Source organism: Siphonobacter curvatus, from assembly GCF_002943425.1.
In the GTDB taxonomy this organism is placed as follows: Bacteria; Bacteroidota; Bacteroidia; order Cytophagales; family Spirosomataceae; genus Siphonobacter; species Siphonobacter curvatus.
This window is the reverse complement of record NZ_PTRA01000004.1, coordinates 60,294-78,508: the sequence shown is the minus strand read 5'-3', so window position 1 is coordinate 78,508 and position 18,215 is coordinate 60,294. Positions and strand designations below refer to the sequence as shown.

Sequence of the window (18,215 nt, the reverse complement as noted above, 5' to 3'; positions counted from 1 at the left end):
GGCCTCTGAACGTACCGCTTTTTTATGCCGTAGCTTTTTCGATAATCCACTTCGTTACGGCCTCCGGTTCTTCGGCGGCCAGCCAGTGCGTTGCCTCTTTGAAGTAAATCAATTCGGCATTCGTGCACCAGGCTTTACTGGCCGTAGCCAACTCCGGGATCAGGGCACTATCGCGAACGCCCCAGAGAATCAGCGTGGGTACGATGACCCGGCGTTGTACCGGCGGTCGGTGTCGAACGAAGGCCCGGTACCAATGGACCATGGTCCGAAATGCCGAAGCTCCGCCGGGCCCCGGCTGACTCCAGGCTTTCTGATATTCGATTAAATCTTCATCCGTAAACGTTCCCGGGCGACTGGTCAGTCGCAGCATTCGCCGGATGGCCCAGTACTTGCCCCTTTTCGCGAGCCATTCCGGCAACGCGGGTACTTGAAAAAAGCCCACGTACCAACTCTTGAGCATTTGCCGGGGATGCCGCCGCAGTACTTCGCCAAAAGCCGCCAGATGGGGCATATTCAGAATGATGAGTTGATGGATCCGTTCAGGATACGTCATCGCCAGGTACCAAGCGACGCCCCCACCCCAGTCGTGGCCAACTACCGTAGCCTTTTCTATCCCGGCCGCATCAATCAGTCCTATCATATCAGCCGCGAGTTTGTCGAGGGTATAGGATTTAATTCCCGCTGGCTTATCACTGAGATTATAGCCCCGCTGGTCGGGTACCCAGACGCGAAACCCAGCTTCGGCGAGGGCCGTAATCTGACGTCGCCAGCCGTACCAAAACTCCGGAAAGCCGTGTAAAAGCAGAATCAAGGGTCCGTCAGCGGGACCTTCCTGCCGGACGTGGAGCTGAATACCATTACTGGAAATAAACTCGGAAGGCATTGGAACAACAGGTTATCGTGAGTACTACGGAAGGCTCCGTTAATTAAAAAGTAATGCCGCTTGCGTATAGTTTCCACCGTAATGAGCTCTAATTACTTAACCTATGTGAAGAAATCATTCGAAAAAAGTACAAATCCCTGACTATAAATGCGTTGCAATCTCCTGATTTTTATATTTGAACCACTAACCATCCAATCCTTAAAGACTATGCAGATCGAAAGCTTACACTTCCACAACTACCATGAGGCCAGCCTTCTAGTCATCGAAGACAACCCCGACCACTGGACTATCATGCAGGCCGCCTTGAAAGTCAGCCTTCCGGAAATTGAAGTAGCCTGGGCTCAGAATAAAACACAAGCCTTAACGTATCTGATCACCCGTTCGCTGCTCAAAAAGCCTTTTCCCAAACTCATTTTGCTGGATTTGTATTTACCCGACCGTGAAACAGGCTGGCAGTTACTACAGGAGCTGAAGAATCCAGAAAACCATTACGACCATGTACCCGTCGTTGCTCTGAGTAATTCCAAGGATTGTACGGACGTCAAGAAAACGTACGCCTTTGGAGCTGCTTCGTACATTGTCAAACCCCAGCGTTATCAGGACTGGATTACTTATCTTAAACAGATGAGTTCTTACTGGTGGGATCAAACGGCTCTGCCCTATTCCGAAGAAACGGATACTTCCGCCTTTGCGTGACGAGGTTACGTAAGCCTACGTTGATGAGTCGTTCCCCCACTCACTGAGGCTAGAAAGATGGTTGCGTACGTATAGCCCCAATTTTTCATAGTATGGACATGGCGTTCATTCTACGTATAGCAAATAGAGTAATATGGTCTACTACAGTTGGCTTGCCTTGCATATCTGGGCAAAAAAAGCCTGCTTTTATGAACAAAATTTTGACTGGACTGAAGTTTTCGCGTTCTGAGCTTGAATCTCGGAAGTAGTTCCCCTTCTGCTTCCCGATTGTAGTACACATTTCAAACTTCATTTCACTTATGTTCTATCACGACAAAAAACTCCAGTACACGGTACGGGTGGACAAACCCAATCCGGCCTTTGCTCGTATGCTACAGCAAGCTATTGGCGGCATCGAGGGGGAAATTCGCGTATGCCTTCAGTATTTGTTTCAATCCTGGGGAAGCCGAGGACCTCAAAAGTACAAAGACATGCTACTCGAAACGGGCACCGAAGAAATGGCCCACATCGAAATGCTGGCTACGGCAGTGGCCTTGAACTTGGAAGGAGCTAGCAGTACTGTAGTGGATGAAATCACGGGTACGAGTCCTATTGTCTCCGGTATCATGGGTGGCATGGACCCCCGCCATTACCTGTCGGCTGGATTAGCGGCGATGGCAGTGGACTCCAATGGGGTACCTTTCAATGGATCCTGGGTTGTAGGCAGCGGTAATTTGGCCGCCGATATGTACGCCAACGTTATGGCGGAGTCAACGGGCCGCGTATTAGCTACCCGCCTTTACGAATCTACGGATGATCCGGGGATGCGGGACATGTTATCCTTTCTGATTGCCCGCGATACCATGCACCAGAACCAATGGCTGGCTGTACTGGAAGAGCTGGGTGGGGTACAAAACGCCCTCCCGATCCCGAACTCGTTCCCGATGACCAACCAGCCTTCGGAATTCGCTTACACCTTTATTTCTACCGATATTGATAAACCCGAGGCTCCCGCTGCCCGTTGGGTATCAGGCCCGTCCATTGACGGTAAAGGTCAGTTCACGTACGAACACGCCCGTCCGTATGGGCCAGAACCTAAGTTGTCTCCGCCCCCACCAGAAGGCTACGCTCAGCAGGAGCAGATGACGGGTGGTGCGGATGGGTTTATGGAGAAAGTTAAAGAAACCCTGTTTTAACTAGTCAAAAACCCCTGATCGGATGGTCAGGGGTTTTATTTTTTCGTGGATTAGTCAAAGGATGATTTTTGGTACTGAACCAAGTACTTTTTAGCTGACGTCTAGCAAAAACCGGTAGGTATTTCCAAACTACCATCAATACGGTGCTGTTCCAGCTACCAAAACCTATTTTTCAATCAATAGGAAGGCCAACTTGTTTTTTGTTTGTTTAGAGGAAAAGGAATGTTATCACGCGTCTTCCTTCAAGGTAAAGATTTTATCATCAATGATTTAATAAAACACCCTCCGTTACTTTCTAGGGTTGATTCCATATAATTAATCATCATTAATAAGCTAATAGTTGGAGTAATCTAATCAGGTCTAATTAAAATTTCCTTTCTTTATTTTCCGATTATAATCATACAAGCCGCCTTTACTTCTATGATCTTGTAGTCTGGTTTCTTAGTTTTGTCTTTTCTCTACTCGAAACTACACGCATGAAAATAGCAATCATAGATGATCATTTACTGGTGGCCGAATCCATCAAAACTGCATTATCTTTGAATTCAAGTGCTTACGAAGTTTTATGTTTTGGTTCCGGCAAGGAATTCATCGATAAATCGGAAGGACTGAACCCAGACGTAATTATTGTGGATATTATGATGCCGGACGTGAATGGTCTTGATTTTCTGGGCCAATTTCGCGAAACATACGCCACCAGTAAAATTCTAGCCCTTTCTGCTCTGGTTAACGCCCATACGGTAAAGAGTGCCCTTCGTATGGGAGCAGACGGCTACGTTTCCAAATCAGATTCCCTGCAGGAAATTCATCAGGCTGTCGAGGCTGTTTTGCAGGATAAACAGTACCTCAGCAAGAGCATCACGAATCATTTAGTAAACGAATTGTTCGTCGATGAGCAAGTAGTCTATTACTTAACCCAGCGGGAACGAGAAGTACTCTCCAGTGTTTGTATGGGCCGTACCATTAAAGAAACCGCCTATTATCTCAAGCTGAGTGCTCATACCGTACAGGGCTATTACAACAACATCATGAAAAAATTTAAGGTCAACCGTACGGCTGACCTCATTGTATTTGCCATCAAACATGGCTTGTATAATCCCCTGTGAGGAAGATAAATCTCGCTTACTCGGACTGTAACGCCTCTTCAATTAAACGTTTACCTTCGGCACTGTAGGTGAGTGTTAAAGCCGCCTGATGTCCGGGTTCGCTCATTTTTGCCCAGGTTTTCCGGAGAATATCAATCATTTTTTCTGCCCCTAGTTTTTCAATGAGATCATCGTACTGAAACTCAAGAAATACTAGACAAAGAGCATTTTCAATGGTTCGTACCTCCGGGTCCGTTTTTACTTTTTGCTTTAGGTTAATCTGTCGAACGCGTTCGATGGTAGCTTCGTCGTACCCCGCCTGAGCGAGGAGCTGCGAAGAAACCTCCGCGTGGTGTTTCGCCAGATCGCTCCGCCATTTCAGATACCCTACCCGGCCTTCGGGATAAGTACTACGGGCTATTTGCCAGCGGCCAATGTGCTGACAACGCGAAGCCAGCAGTAGGGCCTCACTGGCCTGCGGATCGAGTTTACGCACCCAGTCGTGGAGCTGTAACGCATAAAAGACTTCCGATGGATACTGGGTTCCCTGCCAGACGATGGTCTCGGGGGACTGAGCATTGTATTGATCGAACAGGGCGAAAGCTTGGGCTCGTTTCTCATTCATACGATCAAAAATAGTGTCCAAACCCCTATTTAAAAAAATCAATACGCATAAACACTAATTTAACCAACGCACTAATGTATTCATTAATTACAAATAGGTTTTAATATAGCTTTACAAGTAGTGATCATTACATACATTATTACACTCATATGCCTTCCCTATCAATGCAAAATAAATTGCAGGATTGAAACTAGATCTAAAGATTAATAATACGATAAAATCAATTCATTACATCACTAGTACAAGTTAAAATACAGCTTATAAATTAACACGTCATTGTTGCTATATTTTCTAAAACAATAAGATATACTTTTAGCATCTTTAGTACTTTAAAAAGGCAATAATTTGCACACTTGTTTATCGTTAGTAAAAGAAAGAATTCTATCGATTACTATATATCACTACCTTTTACAGGCATCAAATGCCTTGGATTAAAATTCAATCCAAGATAGCATTGTCATAAATCAATACTTTTAATATACACTCTATCCACAACGTATATTCTTGTTTATTTATAAGTCATTTCATGAAATTCTATGAAAATGCTCGTGTAATAAGTGATAAATAAATGGGAAGGCTATTAGCTGATTATTTTGTAAAATCACATAGAAATGGAAGTAAGAATCGTCTTAAATGCGTATATTTTATGAAGAGCATCAATGTATTTTAAGGATACATTGATGCTTAAATCATAGGAATACTTTCAAAAGTATTAAACAAAAAAATCCTGTCGCCACCAACGACAGGATTTAACAATTACGTTGCTATTATATATCACCGCCAAGTCAATATAATAGGGTGTACAAATATATCACTTTTTGAACGCTTTATATCAGTAGGTTTAACCCTGTATTGTACCACTTAGAATTCCTCTTTTTTAAGTGATTTATTTACAGCTATTTATATCTTTCCTATAGTACAATTACTACATCACTTTTCCAGCATTACTACAAACTTTTTATTCGAACAATCCGTATACAGTTATCCTACTATTCTACCTGTACCATGGCTTTAATGACACCCGTAGCCGGATTTAGCCAACTAGCAAATTCGTCTTTTACCCGATCAAAGGGTACTTCGTGCGTAATATAAGTTTTGGGATCAACCAATCCCTTCTTCATACTGTCAACCACGTGCTCAAAATCCTCCCGGGTGGCATTGCGGCTGCTCATGAGCGTGGCTTCACGTTTGTGAAATTCCGGATGGGAAAAGTTGATTTCTCCCTTTTGTAACCCAACCAGTACATAGCGGCCGCCATGAGCCAGGTACGCAAACCCAGCATTAATGGCTTTCAGACTTCCCGTCGCATCCATGACCACCGTTGGCATATCTCCATTCGTGATAGCCTGTAACTGAGCCATGACATCCTCTTGCAGGGCGTTGATCGTATAGGGCACCTGTAAACGCTCCTGGCAGAAGCGTAAACGAGATTCGTTGATATCCAGGGCAATCACGTGGGCTCCAGCAATACGGGCAAATTCCATCATGCCTAAACCGATGGGCCCTGCTCCCACGACCAGTACAAACTCTCCCGGTTGGATACCCGCCCGACGTACACCGTGAGCCCCAATGGCCAGGGGCTCTACCAGAGCCAGTTCCTCATAGCTTAAGCCTTCCCCGTGAACGAGTGAATACGAAGGAACGGATACGTACTCGGCCATACCGCCATCAATGTGCACCCCTGCCACCTGAATCTGAGTACAGCAGTTAGGCTTGCCCGAACGGCAGGCAATGCAGGTACCGCAGTTGAAATACGGAATGAAGGTTACCCGCTCACCAATTTCAAAACCAGGAGCACCGTCGGCTTCGACGAGTTCTCCGGCCAGTTCATGACCGAGAATCCGAGGGTAATTGAAAAAGGGTTGCGTACCTTCAAACGCATGTAAATCGGTTCCGCAGATACCGATTCGCTTAATTTTTATGATGGCTTGCCCGGCCGTCAAGTTGGGCCGAAGGGCGGATTGATAATCAAACTGACCGGGAGTGGTACAAACGAGCGTTCGCATATGTATTGAATAGGGATTTCAAGAGAGAGGCAAATATAGCCGTATCTCCCTGGGTCCTTTTTCATAAAAATCGTCTTCCTTTCAATATTTGGTTTAAAAACCGAAAAGCGAAGCTCGGGAGCTTCGCTTTTCGATCAGGAAATTTACAAAATGGGCCGATCAGGCCAGTAAGGTAGCTTGCAGCGTGATGGTTAAGTTATAAGCCTTACTAACGGGACACTCGGCTTTGGCACCGGCGGCAATCTGTTGAAACTGTTCTTCCGTAATACCGGGAATTTTAGCCTCCAGTACTAAATCCGAACGTGTGATGACACCGTTATCCAACGTAATGGTGGCTACTGTTTGCAAACTTTCGGGATTGAAGCCGGCCGTAGTCAGGTCCAGGCTCAGTTTCATGGTAAAACAGCCGGCGTGAGCCGCAGCCATTAGTTCTTCAGGATTCGTACCGACGCCTTCGGCAAAGCGGCTATTGAATGAATACTGCGTTTGGTTCAGGGTAGTGCTTTGGGTAGTCAAATGACCCTTACCTTCTTTAATGGTGCCGTTCCAAACGGCAGTTGCGTTGCGTTTCATGATACGTTGCGTTATATAGTGATTTGATTCTCTTTGAATCATTGAACGCAACAAAGGTACCCGAGCTAAACAGGCCACTCAATGCACGATTTTCGACACATATAGCACATTTTTCCCTATCACCGTTTTTTCAATGTGGCATCAGATCGCTTGCTGGTATTTTAGTCGGAAGTTCTGAGGTGAAGCCGATGTCTGACTCGTAAACAGACGAATGAAGTAGGAGGAATCATCGTAACCGAGTTTGTAACCGATTTCCTTTACGCTTAATGAAGTATGCACCAGCAGGCGTTTGGCTTCCAGGATAATCCGGTTTTTAATAATATCGTTGGGGGTGGTGTTACTATAGCGGGTAATACGTTTGTTAAGAGCCTTGGGCGTCATGTTCAGCAAGTCGGCGTATTCGGCTACGGTGTGGTGCTGGGTATAGTGCCATTCGACAAGCTGACTGAATTTCCGGGAAAACTCCACTTCCTGCCGGATTTCTTCGGTTGTGACCTGATGCTGTTGTTTCCAGATCCGCGTGGCTTTAATGATGATACTTTTCAGTAGAATCCGTAGCATTTCTTCCATCGTGGAATCCTGCTGCTCGAACTCAGCTTTCAGTTCCGTAACTATGGTCTCCATGGCCTGAGTGTTTTCCGGACTAAGGTAAACCACGGGAATGTCGTACACATTATGGAAAAGAATCCCATCACAGGCTACTTCCTTGTCATGAATTTCGACGCAGTAAAAGTCGCGGTTATAGTAGAGAAGGGTTCCCTGACTAGCCTCGTCAAAATGCGTAAACTGACCCGGACTAATGAAAAACAAGGCGTCCTGCTCCAGCTGATATTCCTTGAAATCGACTACCGCACTACTCCCGGCTTTGAGGTACGCCACTTTTACGAAACTATCAAAGGCAGGCATGGCCTCGAAGGCCGGCTGACCAAAAGTTGTGTAGCCGAACTTCTTAAAAGCAAATTGTTTAAACTGATTCATTGCCGGATGCTGTATGGAGCAAAGGTAGGCAACGCGTGTAGGATTGAAACCTTAGGGCTTTATTGAAAAAATCTATGGGTATTAAAAACCTACCGTGGTCATACGGACGGCTGTATACAGGGAACCCCTCCGGAATTGAAAAGTCAATCCTGGAGGGGTTCCCTTTGAAAAGGTCGTAAGCTACGCTTATCTATTGCTGCTTTTTGAGCGACAATAGCTGTTCGGGTTCATCCGTGGTAATGAAGTCGGCTTTTTTATCCATCAGCCATTTCATGAGTTCAGGATCGTTTACGGTCCAGACGTTCACCGTCAAATGCTTCTGCTTCGCTTCGTCAAAGTAATTTTCCTTACTCTGCATGATTTTGAAGTGGTAATCCAGTCCCGTAAGTTTGTCGGCGGCCAGCTGCTCGGGCGTTTGATTGCCCATTAGGTAGGCTACTTTGGCGTAAGGGTCCAGGGCGACTACTTTCTTGCAAACGTCGTAGTCAAAAGCGATGTACTCCACCCAGGCCTGAGCTTTCAGATCGCGTACCATCTTCACCACTTTTTCCGTCAAAGCCAGCGAACGTTCTTTACCTAAAATCGAGGTCTTGATTTCCAGAATTAGCTTGGTACCCTTCTGCTTCATCCCTTCGCTGAGGTACTGCTCCAGCGTAGGTAATTTCTCGCCGTTTTTCAGTTGAATAGTCGAGAGCTGGGTAGCATTGGCTTTTTCGATTTCCACGCCTTGAATCTGCGGATCGTGGTTGATGAACAGTACCGAATCGGCGGACATGTGCACGTCGAATTCGCTACCGTAACAACCGAGCTTTATCGCTCCCTGTAGTGAGGCGATAGAGTTCTGAGCCGCTTCCGTGTGTTTCCAGGCTCCCCGGTGAGCAATTACGCCATTGGGATGAAACTCATCCTTAATAATTTGGAAACTTTGGCTGAGCTTTCCGCTGGGTTTTTGGGCTTCGATTTTTACTTCGTAGCTCGTCCGCGAGTCCGGCTTTTTTTTGAAATACAATTCCTGTTTTTCGTTCACCCCGAAATATTTGGCCTGAGGGCCGCTCAGTTTGATTTTCGAGAGAGACGTATTCAGAGCTGAAATTTTCCCTACCGTTGGGTTTCCTTCCTTGTACGTATATTGAGTCAACAGTAAATCCTGAGCCATTCCAGATAGCGACAGCACGCTTAAAATTCCCGCTAGTACAATTCGTTTGTTCATGGTTGTAAAACAAGGATAAAATAAGAAAGCATGGACACGAAAAGAGCCAAACCCCGAGGGTCGCCCGCTTCAAATCCATGCTTCATATTGGTAAAACGTCGCAAAGTAGCGGTATACGTCTGACTTTTCAAAGCGTAATGCGTTTGCCCTGCTGTTTGCGACTCTGGTCGGCCGCGTGCATAAAAGCAAAGATTTCAAGGGTTTGCTCAGCAGAAACGGGCGGCTGGCGAGTCTCGAAAAATTTCAGAATCTGATCAACTAAGGGCTGATACGTTGCAAAGGGTCCCAGCGGAGCGATGCCCTTTTCCCCGAAAGCCGTACCGGCAATGGAAGTGGCTCCCGCCCGGATGCCGCGTACGGTACCAATGCGACCGTCCTTCCAGACGCCCGTCACCAGATCAGCATCTTTTTCATACGTCCGGCTAACGGATACACAACCCGGCCCCATGACGGTAAACAGCATTTCGACGCCGTGAATGGCGTACCAAGCCAGATCCAGGTGATTTTTATCGATCTCGGCGGGTGTATATACATCGGCTCCCAGTACCTTTCCAATCGATCCATCCACCACCTTTTGTACGTTTGCATCGTACCGCAGGGCTGAGGAAGAAAAGACGGGGGTCTGGTACTGACGGGCGGCTTTGAAAATGGCCTGGGCATCGGCCAGACTGGCCGCGATGGGTTTATCAATGAATACGGGTTTCTGGGCTTTAAGTACGGGTAAGGCCTGTTCGAGGTGTGGGCGACCGTCGTTAGTTTCCAACAATACGTAATCGACTTTTTTTAGCAGAGCCTCAATCGAATCAACGATTTCAACTCCCATCTTCTGTACCGCGTCGATGACGTCTGGCTTCATTTTCAGGGCCGAAGGGATGTCTTTACTACCCTGCGGATACGCCGCAACCACCTGAAATCCACCCGAATTACCGGCATTAATGAGTTTAGTAAACACCTGACTATGGGAAGTATCCAGTCCGATGATACCAATCCGACGCGTCTCGGGCGGCGTTGCCCAGCTGGCAGGAGCCAGACACAAACCCAAGCCCGTAACCGCAGTAGTTTGCAAAAATTTGCGACGTGAAAGTTCTTTCATAGAAATAGGATCTATTCTTAGGCTACTTCAAACAGAATGCGTTTAAGTCCGGTTGGTAAGACTAACTAGTAGCTTGTAAGCCTCACATGGACTACTTATAAACTTTTAAAGGCTTCCTCTTATAGAGCGTTCACCTATACCTAGTTTGGCACTTCAGATAGGGCTGTTCGGTAGCCCATGAGCCTTCCAGGCTGGACCTCTCCGTAACTGCCTAGCTTAGCTCAAGCCCACCGCATTGTTCCCACCATGGAATGGCCACCATGGGATGGCTCCCTCGGCAATGCGGTGGCCTCGAGCAAGAGAAAGTCAGCGGTGGGCGTGCCGGCATGGGATGCCCCGCATGGAATGCATACGGACTAAATGTCCAGCCGTGCTCGCGGGTCGAAAGACCTGACTATTAAACTGACCAAATACCCAACGATAAAACCACTATAGAACCCAACCAATCTATTCCTTCTCCACCACCATCCAATCCACATTAAACAGATTGACCCAGCCTGCTTTGGGATTTCGGAAGACGATGTACCAGTCGTGTAGCCCCGGTTTGGCCTGAATCGGAGCCGTGAATTCCTGCCAGCTGCTTTGCTTTCCGGCGGGAATTTCTACCGTACCTACGACCGGACCCGTACGGCTATCGAGTCGAATTTCAATGCTTCCACCGGGGCCATCGGGCTGTACGCGGAAGCGAATGCGTTTGACGTGCTGGAGGTCGAGCTGGTTAAAGCGGACGTACTTACCTTCCGAAATGCTGCGAATATAGGAGACGAAGTTCGTTTGTAAGGTGGCAGGCGTCACGCCTACGTTTCCTTCGTGGTAATCTTCGAGCTGAATGAGTGGATCGCGTAAGACGAGTTGTGCACTGGCTTCCAGCGGTTCAATACCCCGGGCTCCACGGTCCGTGTACGAAGCTCGTAATACATACGCCCCTTCTTTTCCTTTGCCCGGATGTTGGTTCAAAGACAGATTTCCTTTCAACGGTAAGCGAGGTTTTTGCTCCGCCAGCGAGAGGATATACCCAACCAGTTCGTCCGCTTCCGGCGTACTCAGGTTGGGATGCGGCGGCATGGGATACGTCCCCCAGTTGCCGCTGCCGCCCTTGATAATCTTTTGGGACAACGTTTCTTTCACATGGGTTTTACCGTGGTACCGTTTCGAAATGTCGTTCAGACTGGGACCAATGGATTTGGTGTCGAGGGCGTGGCAGGCTTTACAATCGAGTGAGTTGTATAGCTTTTGCGTAGCCGCGAACTGGGGTGATTCGCCCGCCGACAGTACACTTGCCAGATCCTTGCCGAAAGTCAGGTAATGAAAGGCTACGCTCACGCGGGAAGGGTCGATTTTCTGATCTTCCACATCCCGTACCTTCACTTCATAGTCAAGCGTTGTCTTATCCCAATAAAACGTACGATTGGCTTTCGTATCGATACGCACCTCGGGCGGCGTGTTGCCTACTTTGATGGCTACCGTCGAAAAGCCCTGGGCTCCGTGCGGATCGGTCGCCGTGAGCGTCACCTGATACAGTCCTGGTTTAGTGAACGTATGAGTCAGCTCGCGTCCTTTTTTCAGGACGGTTCCTATTTTCCAGCGAAAGCTCAGCGTATCGGCGGGATCGTAATCTTTCGACGCAGCTGCCGACAGATGAACCGTAAGCGGTAATCCTCCGTAGCGTTTATCCACCTGAATGGCGGCAATGGGTTTACGGTTACCTTCCGCGTATTCCACCCGAATCAACCCGGCATCCGTGTTTTTGGCGAACCAGTTGGTACCGTACGCCAGCAGGTAAATGGATCCGTCCCGGGCCATTTGCATATCCATGGGAGCCACGACATTGAGTTGGGGTAGGAAAGGCTCCATCTTCACGTAGTTCCCCTGTTCGTCCAGCGTCACCGCCATAATCCAGTGCCGAATCCATTCGTAAATGAACAATTTACCGTTGTAGTACGCGGGTAGTTTGTAGGGAGCGTTTGGGTACAAATCGCTGTAGTACACCGGACCCGCCATGGCACTGGCTCCGCCTTTGCCGACCAAGGGCCAGCGTTTAGATGGACCTTTCCCGTACCAGATCATGGCTGGTTGAGCGGGTGGTAATTCTTTCACGCCCGTATTGTTGGGGGAAAGATTCATCGGATGAGCCGGGTCCTGCTTGGGGCCTTCCTTTTTGGTAGCGAAGTCGTATTTGGGAAAGGCTTCGTTGTTTCCCAGAAAATACGGATAACCGAAAAAACCGGGTTTCCGAGCCTGATTGATTTCATCGTAACTCATCGTCCCTTCCTGGGCGGGTACTTGCGTATCCGGACCGACATCGCCCCAGTAGACAAAGCTATTTTTGGGATCGACCGAAACGCGGAAGGGATTTCGGCAACCCATCACGTAAATTTCGGGCCGCCCTTTCGAGCCGTCTTTGGGAAAGAGGTTGCCCTCGGGAATGGTGTAGGTACCGTCGGCTTCGGGTTTGATCCGAAGAATCTTGCCCCGTAAATCATTGCTATTCGCCGAAGTTCCCTGACCATCGGCTAGCTGCCGACCGGGTCGTTCATCGGTAGGATTGTGTCCTTCGATTTCTTCCGCATTCGTATTATCACCGATGGAGAGGTACAGCAAACCATCCGAACCAAAGGTCAGATACCCCGCCGAATGGCAGCAGTAGGTCCGTTGGGTAGGTACTTCGAGCAAAACTTTTTTACTGGTTTCTATCAGTTTTTCGCCCTGCAGTTCATACCGAACCAGTTGACTTACGTTCCGTTCGCCGCCCAGTCCGTAGTAAAAATAAACCCAGTGATTGGTACTGAATTTCGGGTCGGCGGCTACCCCGAGCAGTCCATCTTCAATCCCACTGAACACATTGAAATGAGCAATTGTCTTGAGCTGCCGTTCCTGAGCATCGTACAGTCGCACGGCTCCTTTTCGTTCTACCACCAGTACATTCAGATTGGGTAAAATGGCCATCTGCATGGGTTCGTCAAAACCTTCGGCCAGGGTCATGTGGGTGAAACGACTACTATCCGGCGGCGTGGGTTGATACGCCGCCACGGAATGCGGCTGTTGACGCGGAACCATCGCCAACGCTCCGAGTACTGCTACCACTAAACTAAGCTTAAAATACGTCATTCGTCCTTCTATTGGTGTGATCAAAACGCAATGCGAAACGAATCAAAGGATTCCGTTCGCCAGGCCAGGTGCCGGGTCAGGGGTGAGGCCGCCAGCAGGGGCGAAAACGTATGCACCTGAATGGTTTTTCCATCCGGCAGAAACTCCAGAATCCGGAGCCAGCCATCGCCGCCGTTGCCGTGCCAGCCACCACCTTCCCGCTGGGCATTAAAAAGCATCTGTGCTACTTTTTTACCGGCAGCATTCGGGTCTTCGCGGTATCCAACATGGCCTTCGTGACCTTCGGAATCGGCGACGTGCCCACAGATTAAAAATTGAAGGTTTCGGGATGGAGCCAGCAGTTGCTCCCAAAGTTGCTGACCGTACGTCGGGCGGCTCAGCGGATACGGTTCGGTATCAATTCGCTCGTTCTTTTTCAGCATCGAACGCAGGAAGCTATGCGTCAGTACCACGCCCCGATGGCTGGCAAAGCGGGCCTGACCCGCCAGCTTTTTCGCCCAGGCTACGATTTCGGTACGGGGCAGAAATTCAAGCGAAAAAATCAAAAGCTTGGGGCCCGCCGGGGGTGTAAATTCATAACAGGCATTTTCCAGCGTAGGTACGCCACTTTCGTTGGGTGCCATTTCAAGCAGTAAGGCTGCCGTTTGGGCGTTTCGCTCGGCGGGAAAGTAGGAATTGAACTGACTATACCGGTTTTCCGAGTTTTTCATGCCGTAATCATGATTGCCCGTGGCCAGGATATAGGGCAAGGTACCGTCCAGCTTTTCGAAGCTCCGCGACACCGCCTGCCACTGCTGAGTACTGGTCTGGTTGCCGTGCGTACCGTCCGGATGAGCGTTCAGGTTCTGGTCCACTAAATCGCCCGTACACAGCACTAGCCGCGTATTCAATCGAGTGGCATTTTCTTTGATCCAGCTCGTCATGAGATCCAGGATGGGCTGATTCTGCGAAAATTTAACGTAGTTCTGAGGATCCGGCAGCAAAATCATACTCCAGGAATTGGGATCACTCAAGACCGGAACCTGAGCCCCGGCCGTCCAGGGAAGCAGGAGCAGCAATACGAGTCGTTTCAGCAAGATAATACGTTGGTTTAGAGGTTAATCAATGTATATAATAAAGCAGATACTAATGACTTTTCGAACGGTATCCGCGTACGGGTTGATCGGTGTAGTAGAGGTAGTCGCCCGCCACCAGCTCATACGCCGGGTGCGGATTCAGAATTTTAATGGTAATAACGTGGGCACCTTTCGGAAGATGATACCGCCAGAACAACTCGGTACGACGCTGGCTGGGCTGGGTCGGAAAATTCGCTTCTTCGACTTTTGCTCCATCGATGTACAAGGCGGCCCGAAGCAGATGCGTTGGAGCATCGCTCTGTTTTTTCCGAACATGACCCCGAATGACCAGTCCGATGGCCTCTGGTGTCGTAAAACGCAGGGAATCGCCGAAAGACTGAAACAAGGGCTTTTTCTCGACGGGGTAATGGCCTTTGAAATTCTCTTCCAACCGAACGGGTACAGGACGGGTCGTCTGAATTTCGACATTCTTCTCCCCTACCCTGCCCTGATGCAGCCGAATCGTTTCCAGAGCCTGGGCGTAACTCAGCTCGTATACCGCGTTTAGAGAAAGGGAGGTGTACGAAAAAGGCAGATCTTCGGCTTTTTTAAGCGGGTTCAGCCAGTACGCCGGAATGTTTTGATACCCAATCATCGTCCCCAGAATGCCCGCGGCGGTGGAGGGGTTACAGTCCGAATCCTGACCGGTCCGCGTCGTAATTTCCAGCGTTTGGGTAAAATCGCCATTGCCGTACAGCAAACCCAGCACGACGTAGGCCGCATTGACTTTTGCATCAATGTTCAGGGGTTGAAAAACCCCATCCGGACAGCCCACTTCTTCCACCCATTTTCGCTGAAGCTCGAACCAGGTTTTCTTCCAGTCGTTGGGATACTGACGGTGCCAGCCGATAACGTCGTTGATACACTGATAGAATTTACTCTGTTGCGGAATGGCCTTCAAGGCCTCCCGCACGACGTAGTTTACATCGGTACTTACAAAAGCCAGCGAGTACATCGTTGCTACGTAAACTCCACCGTACCAGCCATCACCCGAATTCATGATGTGACCGATTTTATCCGTGATCTCAGCCGCCACGGTGGGCATACCCGGCGTCATCAGACCCGCAAAATCGGCCTCAATCTGAAAGTCAATATCATCGGCATGGGGATTATTCAGGTAATGACCCGACTGGGGAGCCTTGATTCCCTGGAGAATGTTGTACCGACCCGCCTGGTTGGCGTGCCAGAGGTCGTACCCCGCCCGGGCATACGCCTGGGCAAAGGAATCAACCGGAGCCATAAGACCACATCGCTGGAAAACCGAGACAAAGGTTAAATCCATGTAAATGTCATCATACAGACCCGGAAAAGTTTGCATGGCTTTTCGAACGTAATCCTCACTCCAGGGGATGGTTTGTCCATCCGGAATAAAGGTGCCCAGGTGCACAAATTCCGTCGGCCAGCCGAAGGTTACGCCAATGGTTTGTCCGGCCCAGCCTCCTTTAATTTTATCCAGCAGCGTTTCCCGGGTTATGGTCACTTTTCCGGTATTTGTACGGGGGAGGGAGGGTTGTCCCTCCACCCGTACGCATAACATCCATAGCCCAATTAGCCAGTAACAGCCCTTTTTCGTCATGCCTTTCTATTTACTTTGCGTTACTACGATCCAGTACGAACGGACATTCTGCCGTCCCGAAATAATATCGATTTTAAAGGGCTGGCTCATATTCATCAGGCCCATGGCGGGCCGGGCCTCAGCGTCCGATGGAATGGAGCCGCGAAGCTTCAGTTCCTGTAAATTGATCGCCAGTCCGGTAGCCGTTTTTTGCGGCACCGTGACCCGTACCGTATCGCCAGCGGCATTGAACACGCCGTTGTAGCGAGCACTGTTTTCGTCGGCTCCGGGCACATTCACCCACACGGCCGTCAGGGTATTATCGTCGTTGCGGGGTTTCACGTCCGGTGAGTCGCAGGCGGCGAGTAGCGTTAAAGCTGCCAAAGCGAAGATCGATCTCATACAACTTAGGAGTTTACCAGCCCTGAATTTGGGACAGTGCCGGGTTGTTAACAATTTCAGCCGCGGGCAGCGGGATATAGTACGTGTTAGCCGCGAAGAAGCGGTCTTGCTTGTCACTGTCTACCACTTCGTAGCGGACACTTCCATCGGCCTGAAGGATCGGGCGATGTCCGTGTACCCGTTGGTTATTCAGTACGATATGAGCCTTCCGCCAGCGTCTGAGATCCCAGTAGCGGTGGCCTTCAAACGCCAGCTCCACGATCCGCTCGTGTTCCACTGCCGCCATCAGGTCGGCTTCGCTGGCAGCGGTTACGCCGGGCAGACCCGCCCGCTTGCGTACCTTATCCAGCATTTCTTTGGCTTTGGCGTACTGTCCCGTTTTGGCCAGTGCTTCCGCGTGAATCAGTAAAACTTCCGCGTAACGAAGTTCAATCGACTGTTGCTCGCCCGCGTTTCGGATGGGATCTACGTTGGTAGAGTCCACGTATTTTCGGAGATAATAGCCCGTAACCGTTCGTTTCGGATCGGCCACTGAACCGTAATCGATGTACGCATCCGTACCCGTAGCGATGTTGAGCGTACGACCTTTCCAGCTTCCGCCGTGGTAGAGGATCGTTCCGTAGAAACGCGGCTCCCGTCCCCGGTACGGACTCGCTGCCATGGCGGGATTGGTCCAGGAGAAGCTGCGGCCATCGGCCATTTCAAAGGCATCGGAAAGTTCGGCAGTAGGTACACCCTTTGCTCCGTACGCCGGAACATCCGCCGGTGGGGCGTAATCCCGATCAAATGTGTTGGTCAGCGAAGGCCGGATGTAGTTGAAACCCCAAATGAGTTCCTTGTTATTTTTGGTACTGAACACACTGGTAAACTGCGGCAAAAGTTGGTACACGCCTTTGGCTTCCAAATCCACCACGGCTTGAGCCGCCGCTGCTGCATTGCGGTAGTATTGCGGAGCTTTAGCCGTGGGTACGCCCGTCAGCGGGTCGCTGTTGTACTGTTTTTTGTCATATTCTGCCACCGAAGCTGCGTAAAGCCAGGTACGGGCCAGCATAGCATACGCCGCCCCTTTGGTGGCCCGGCCCAGGTCGGCCGTGGCTCGGGTTTCGGGTAAATACTGGGCGGCAAAAGCCAGATCGCGGGCAATGAAGTTCCAGCATTCATCTTCCGACGACCGCGGATTGTTATTATCCGTTACTGGTTTTTCCAGCAAAATCACGCTGCCGTGCAGTTTGACCAGCCAGAAGTACACGTAGGCCCGCAGGAAACGAGCTTCGGCGTGGTACACGTTACGAGTCGTGGAATCGCTGAAAGTTTGATACTGATCAGTACCGTTCAGAAAATTGTTGATGGCGAAAATCCGGGTGTAGCCCGTTCCCCAATACGAAAAAGTCGGGTTCGCTGCCGTAATACTCGCCGGGTTAAAGGCCACCATATTCGCCGTACCGTTGCCACTGGAAATGGACGTGTTTTTAATCAAATCGGTCAGAGCATCGGTATTGTTGGCGTAGCCCAGGGGCATGGTGCCAAAGGCAAAATCACCGAGCACGGAATACTGGTCCAGCAGGTACAGCTTGGCGTTGTTTTCGTTGGCCCAGACCGTCACGTCGGTATAGCGATCCCGCGGCGTGACGTCGAGTTTACAGGACTGAAGCAGTCCGAGCAGCAGGCTACATACGCTGGCTACTACGATGAGTCTTGATTTCATGAGCTT

Annotated in this window: 15 protein-coding genes; 3 read left to right on the top strand and 12 right to left on the bottom strand. The window is 49.4% G+C overall.

The window, feature by feature from the left end; translation table 11 throughout:
- Nucleotides 1–22 precede the first annotated feature (22 nt).
- A complete protein-coding gene (locus C5O19_RS19030) occupies nucleotides 23–883 on the bottom strand; it encodes an alpha/beta fold hydrolase (RefSeq protein WP_104714978.1) in 861 nt (286 codons plus the stop codon).
- Between the two features lie 207 nt (nucleotides 884–1,090).
- Here C5O19_RS19030 and C5O19_RS19025 point away from each other — a divergent pair, with 207 nt between their 5' ends.
- The 3 genes from C5O19_RS19025 to C5O19_RS19015 all read left to right on the top strand — a co-directional run bounded on the left by C5O19_RS19025 (nucleotide 1,091) and on the right by C5O19_RS19015 (nucleotide 3,860).
- Nucleotides 1,091–1,579, top strand: coding sequence for a response regulator (locus C5O19_RS19025; protein ID WP_165796070.1), 489 nt, complete (start codon nucleotides 1,091–1,093; stop codon nucleotides 1,577–1,579).
- Between the two features lie 299 nt (nucleotides 1,580–1,878).
- On the top strand, nucleotides 1,879–2,754 hold the full coding sequence (locus C5O19_RS19020) for a manganese catalase family protein (protein ID WP_104714976.1): 876 nt from the start codon (nucleotides 1,879–1,881) through the stop codon (nucleotides 2,752–2,754).
- Nucleotides 2,755–3,230: 476 nt separating this feature from the next.
- Nucleotides 3,231–3,860, top strand: coding sequence for a response regulator (locus tag C5O19_RS19015; RefSeq protein ID WP_104714975.1), 630 nt, complete (start codon nucleotides 3,231–3,233; stop codon nucleotides 3,858–3,860).
- Between the two features lie 16 nt (nucleotides 3,861–3,876).
- Here C5O19_RS19015 and C5O19_RS19010 read toward each other — a convergent pair whose 3' ends face one another.
- From C5O19_RS19010 to C5O19_RS18960, 11 genes are all read right to left on the bottom strand, one after another.
- On the bottom strand, nucleotides 3,877–4,464 hold the full coding sequence (locus C5O19_RS19010; protein ID WP_104714974.1) for a DUF4202 domain-containing protein: 588 nt from the start codon (nucleotides 4,462–4,464) through the stop codon (nucleotides 3,877–3,879).
- A gap of 989 nt (nucleotides 4,465–5,453) precedes the next feature.
- Nucleotides 5,454–6,470 (bottom strand): zinc-binding alcohol dehydrogenase family protein, encoded by a 1,017-nt coding sequence (locus C5O19_RS19005; protein WP_104714973.1) that lies wholly within the window; start codon nucleotides 6,468–6,470, stop codon nucleotides 5,454–5,456.
- A 159-nt stretch (nucleotides 6,471–6,629) separates the two neighbouring features.
- Nucleotides 6,630–7,043, bottom strand: coding sequence for an OsmC family protein (locus C5O19_RS19000; RefSeq protein ID WP_104714972.1), 414 nt, complete (start codon nucleotides 7,041–7,043; stop codon nucleotides 6,630–6,632).
- A 141-nt stretch (nucleotides 7,044–7,184) separates the two neighbouring features.
- Nucleotides 7,185–8,021 (bottom strand): helix-turn-helix domain-containing protein, encoded by an 837-nt coding sequence (locus C5O19_RS18995; RefSeq protein WP_104714971.1) that lies wholly within the window; start codon nucleotides 8,019–8,021, stop codon nucleotides 7,185–7,187.
- Nucleotides 8,022–8,211: 190 nt separating this feature from the next.
- Entirely contained in the window at nucleotides 8,212–9,231 is a 1,020-nt protein-coding gene (locus C5O19_RS18990; protein WP_104714970.1) for a glycerophosphodiester phosphodiesterase, read from the bottom strand.
- 127 nt (nucleotides 9,232–9,358) lie between these two features.
- Nucleotides 9,359–10,324: a Gfo/Idh/MocA family protein gene (locus C5O19_RS18985; protein ID WP_104714969.1), complete on the bottom strand. Its 966-nt coding sequence runs from the start codon at nucleotides 10,322–10,324 to the stop codon at nucleotides 9,359–9,361.
- Between the two features lie 447 nt (nucleotides 10,325–10,771).
- Nucleotides 10,772–13,432 carry a PQQ-dependent sugar dehydrogenase gene (locus C5O19_RS18980; protein WP_243406447.1) on the bottom strand — a complete coding sequence of 887 codons (2,661 nt, stop codon included), beginning with the start codon at nucleotides 13,430–13,432 and terminating at the stop codon, nucleotides 10,772–10,774.
- Between the two features lie 20 nt (nucleotides 13,433–13,452).
- A complete protein-coding gene (locus tag C5O19_RS18975) occupies nucleotides 13,453–14,508 on the bottom strand; it encodes a metallophosphoesterase (RefSeq protein WP_207766463.1) in 1,056 nt (351 codons plus the stop codon).
- A 49-nt stretch (nucleotides 14,509–14,557) separates the two neighbouring features.
- Nucleotides 14,558–16,123 (bottom strand): ADP-ribosylglycohydrolase family protein, encoded by a 1,566-nt coding sequence (locus tag C5O19_RS18970; RefSeq protein ID WP_207766461.1) that lies wholly within the window; start codon nucleotides 16,121–16,123, stop codon nucleotides 14,558–14,560.
- 6 nt (nucleotides 16,124–16,129) lie between these two features.
- A complete protein-coding gene (locus tag C5O19_RS18965; RefSeq protein WP_094817047.1) occupies nucleotides 16,130–16,504 on the bottom strand; it encodes a hypothetical protein in 375 nt (124 codons plus the stop codon).
- A gap of 13 nt (nucleotides 16,505–16,517) precedes the next feature.
- Nucleotides 16,518–18,209, bottom strand: coding sequence for a RagB/SusD family nutrient uptake outer membrane protein (locus C5O19_RS18960; RefSeq protein WP_104714968.1), 1,692 nt, complete (start codon nucleotides 18,207–18,209; stop codon nucleotides 16,518–16,520).
- Nucleotides 18,210–18,215 lie beyond the last annotated feature (6 nt).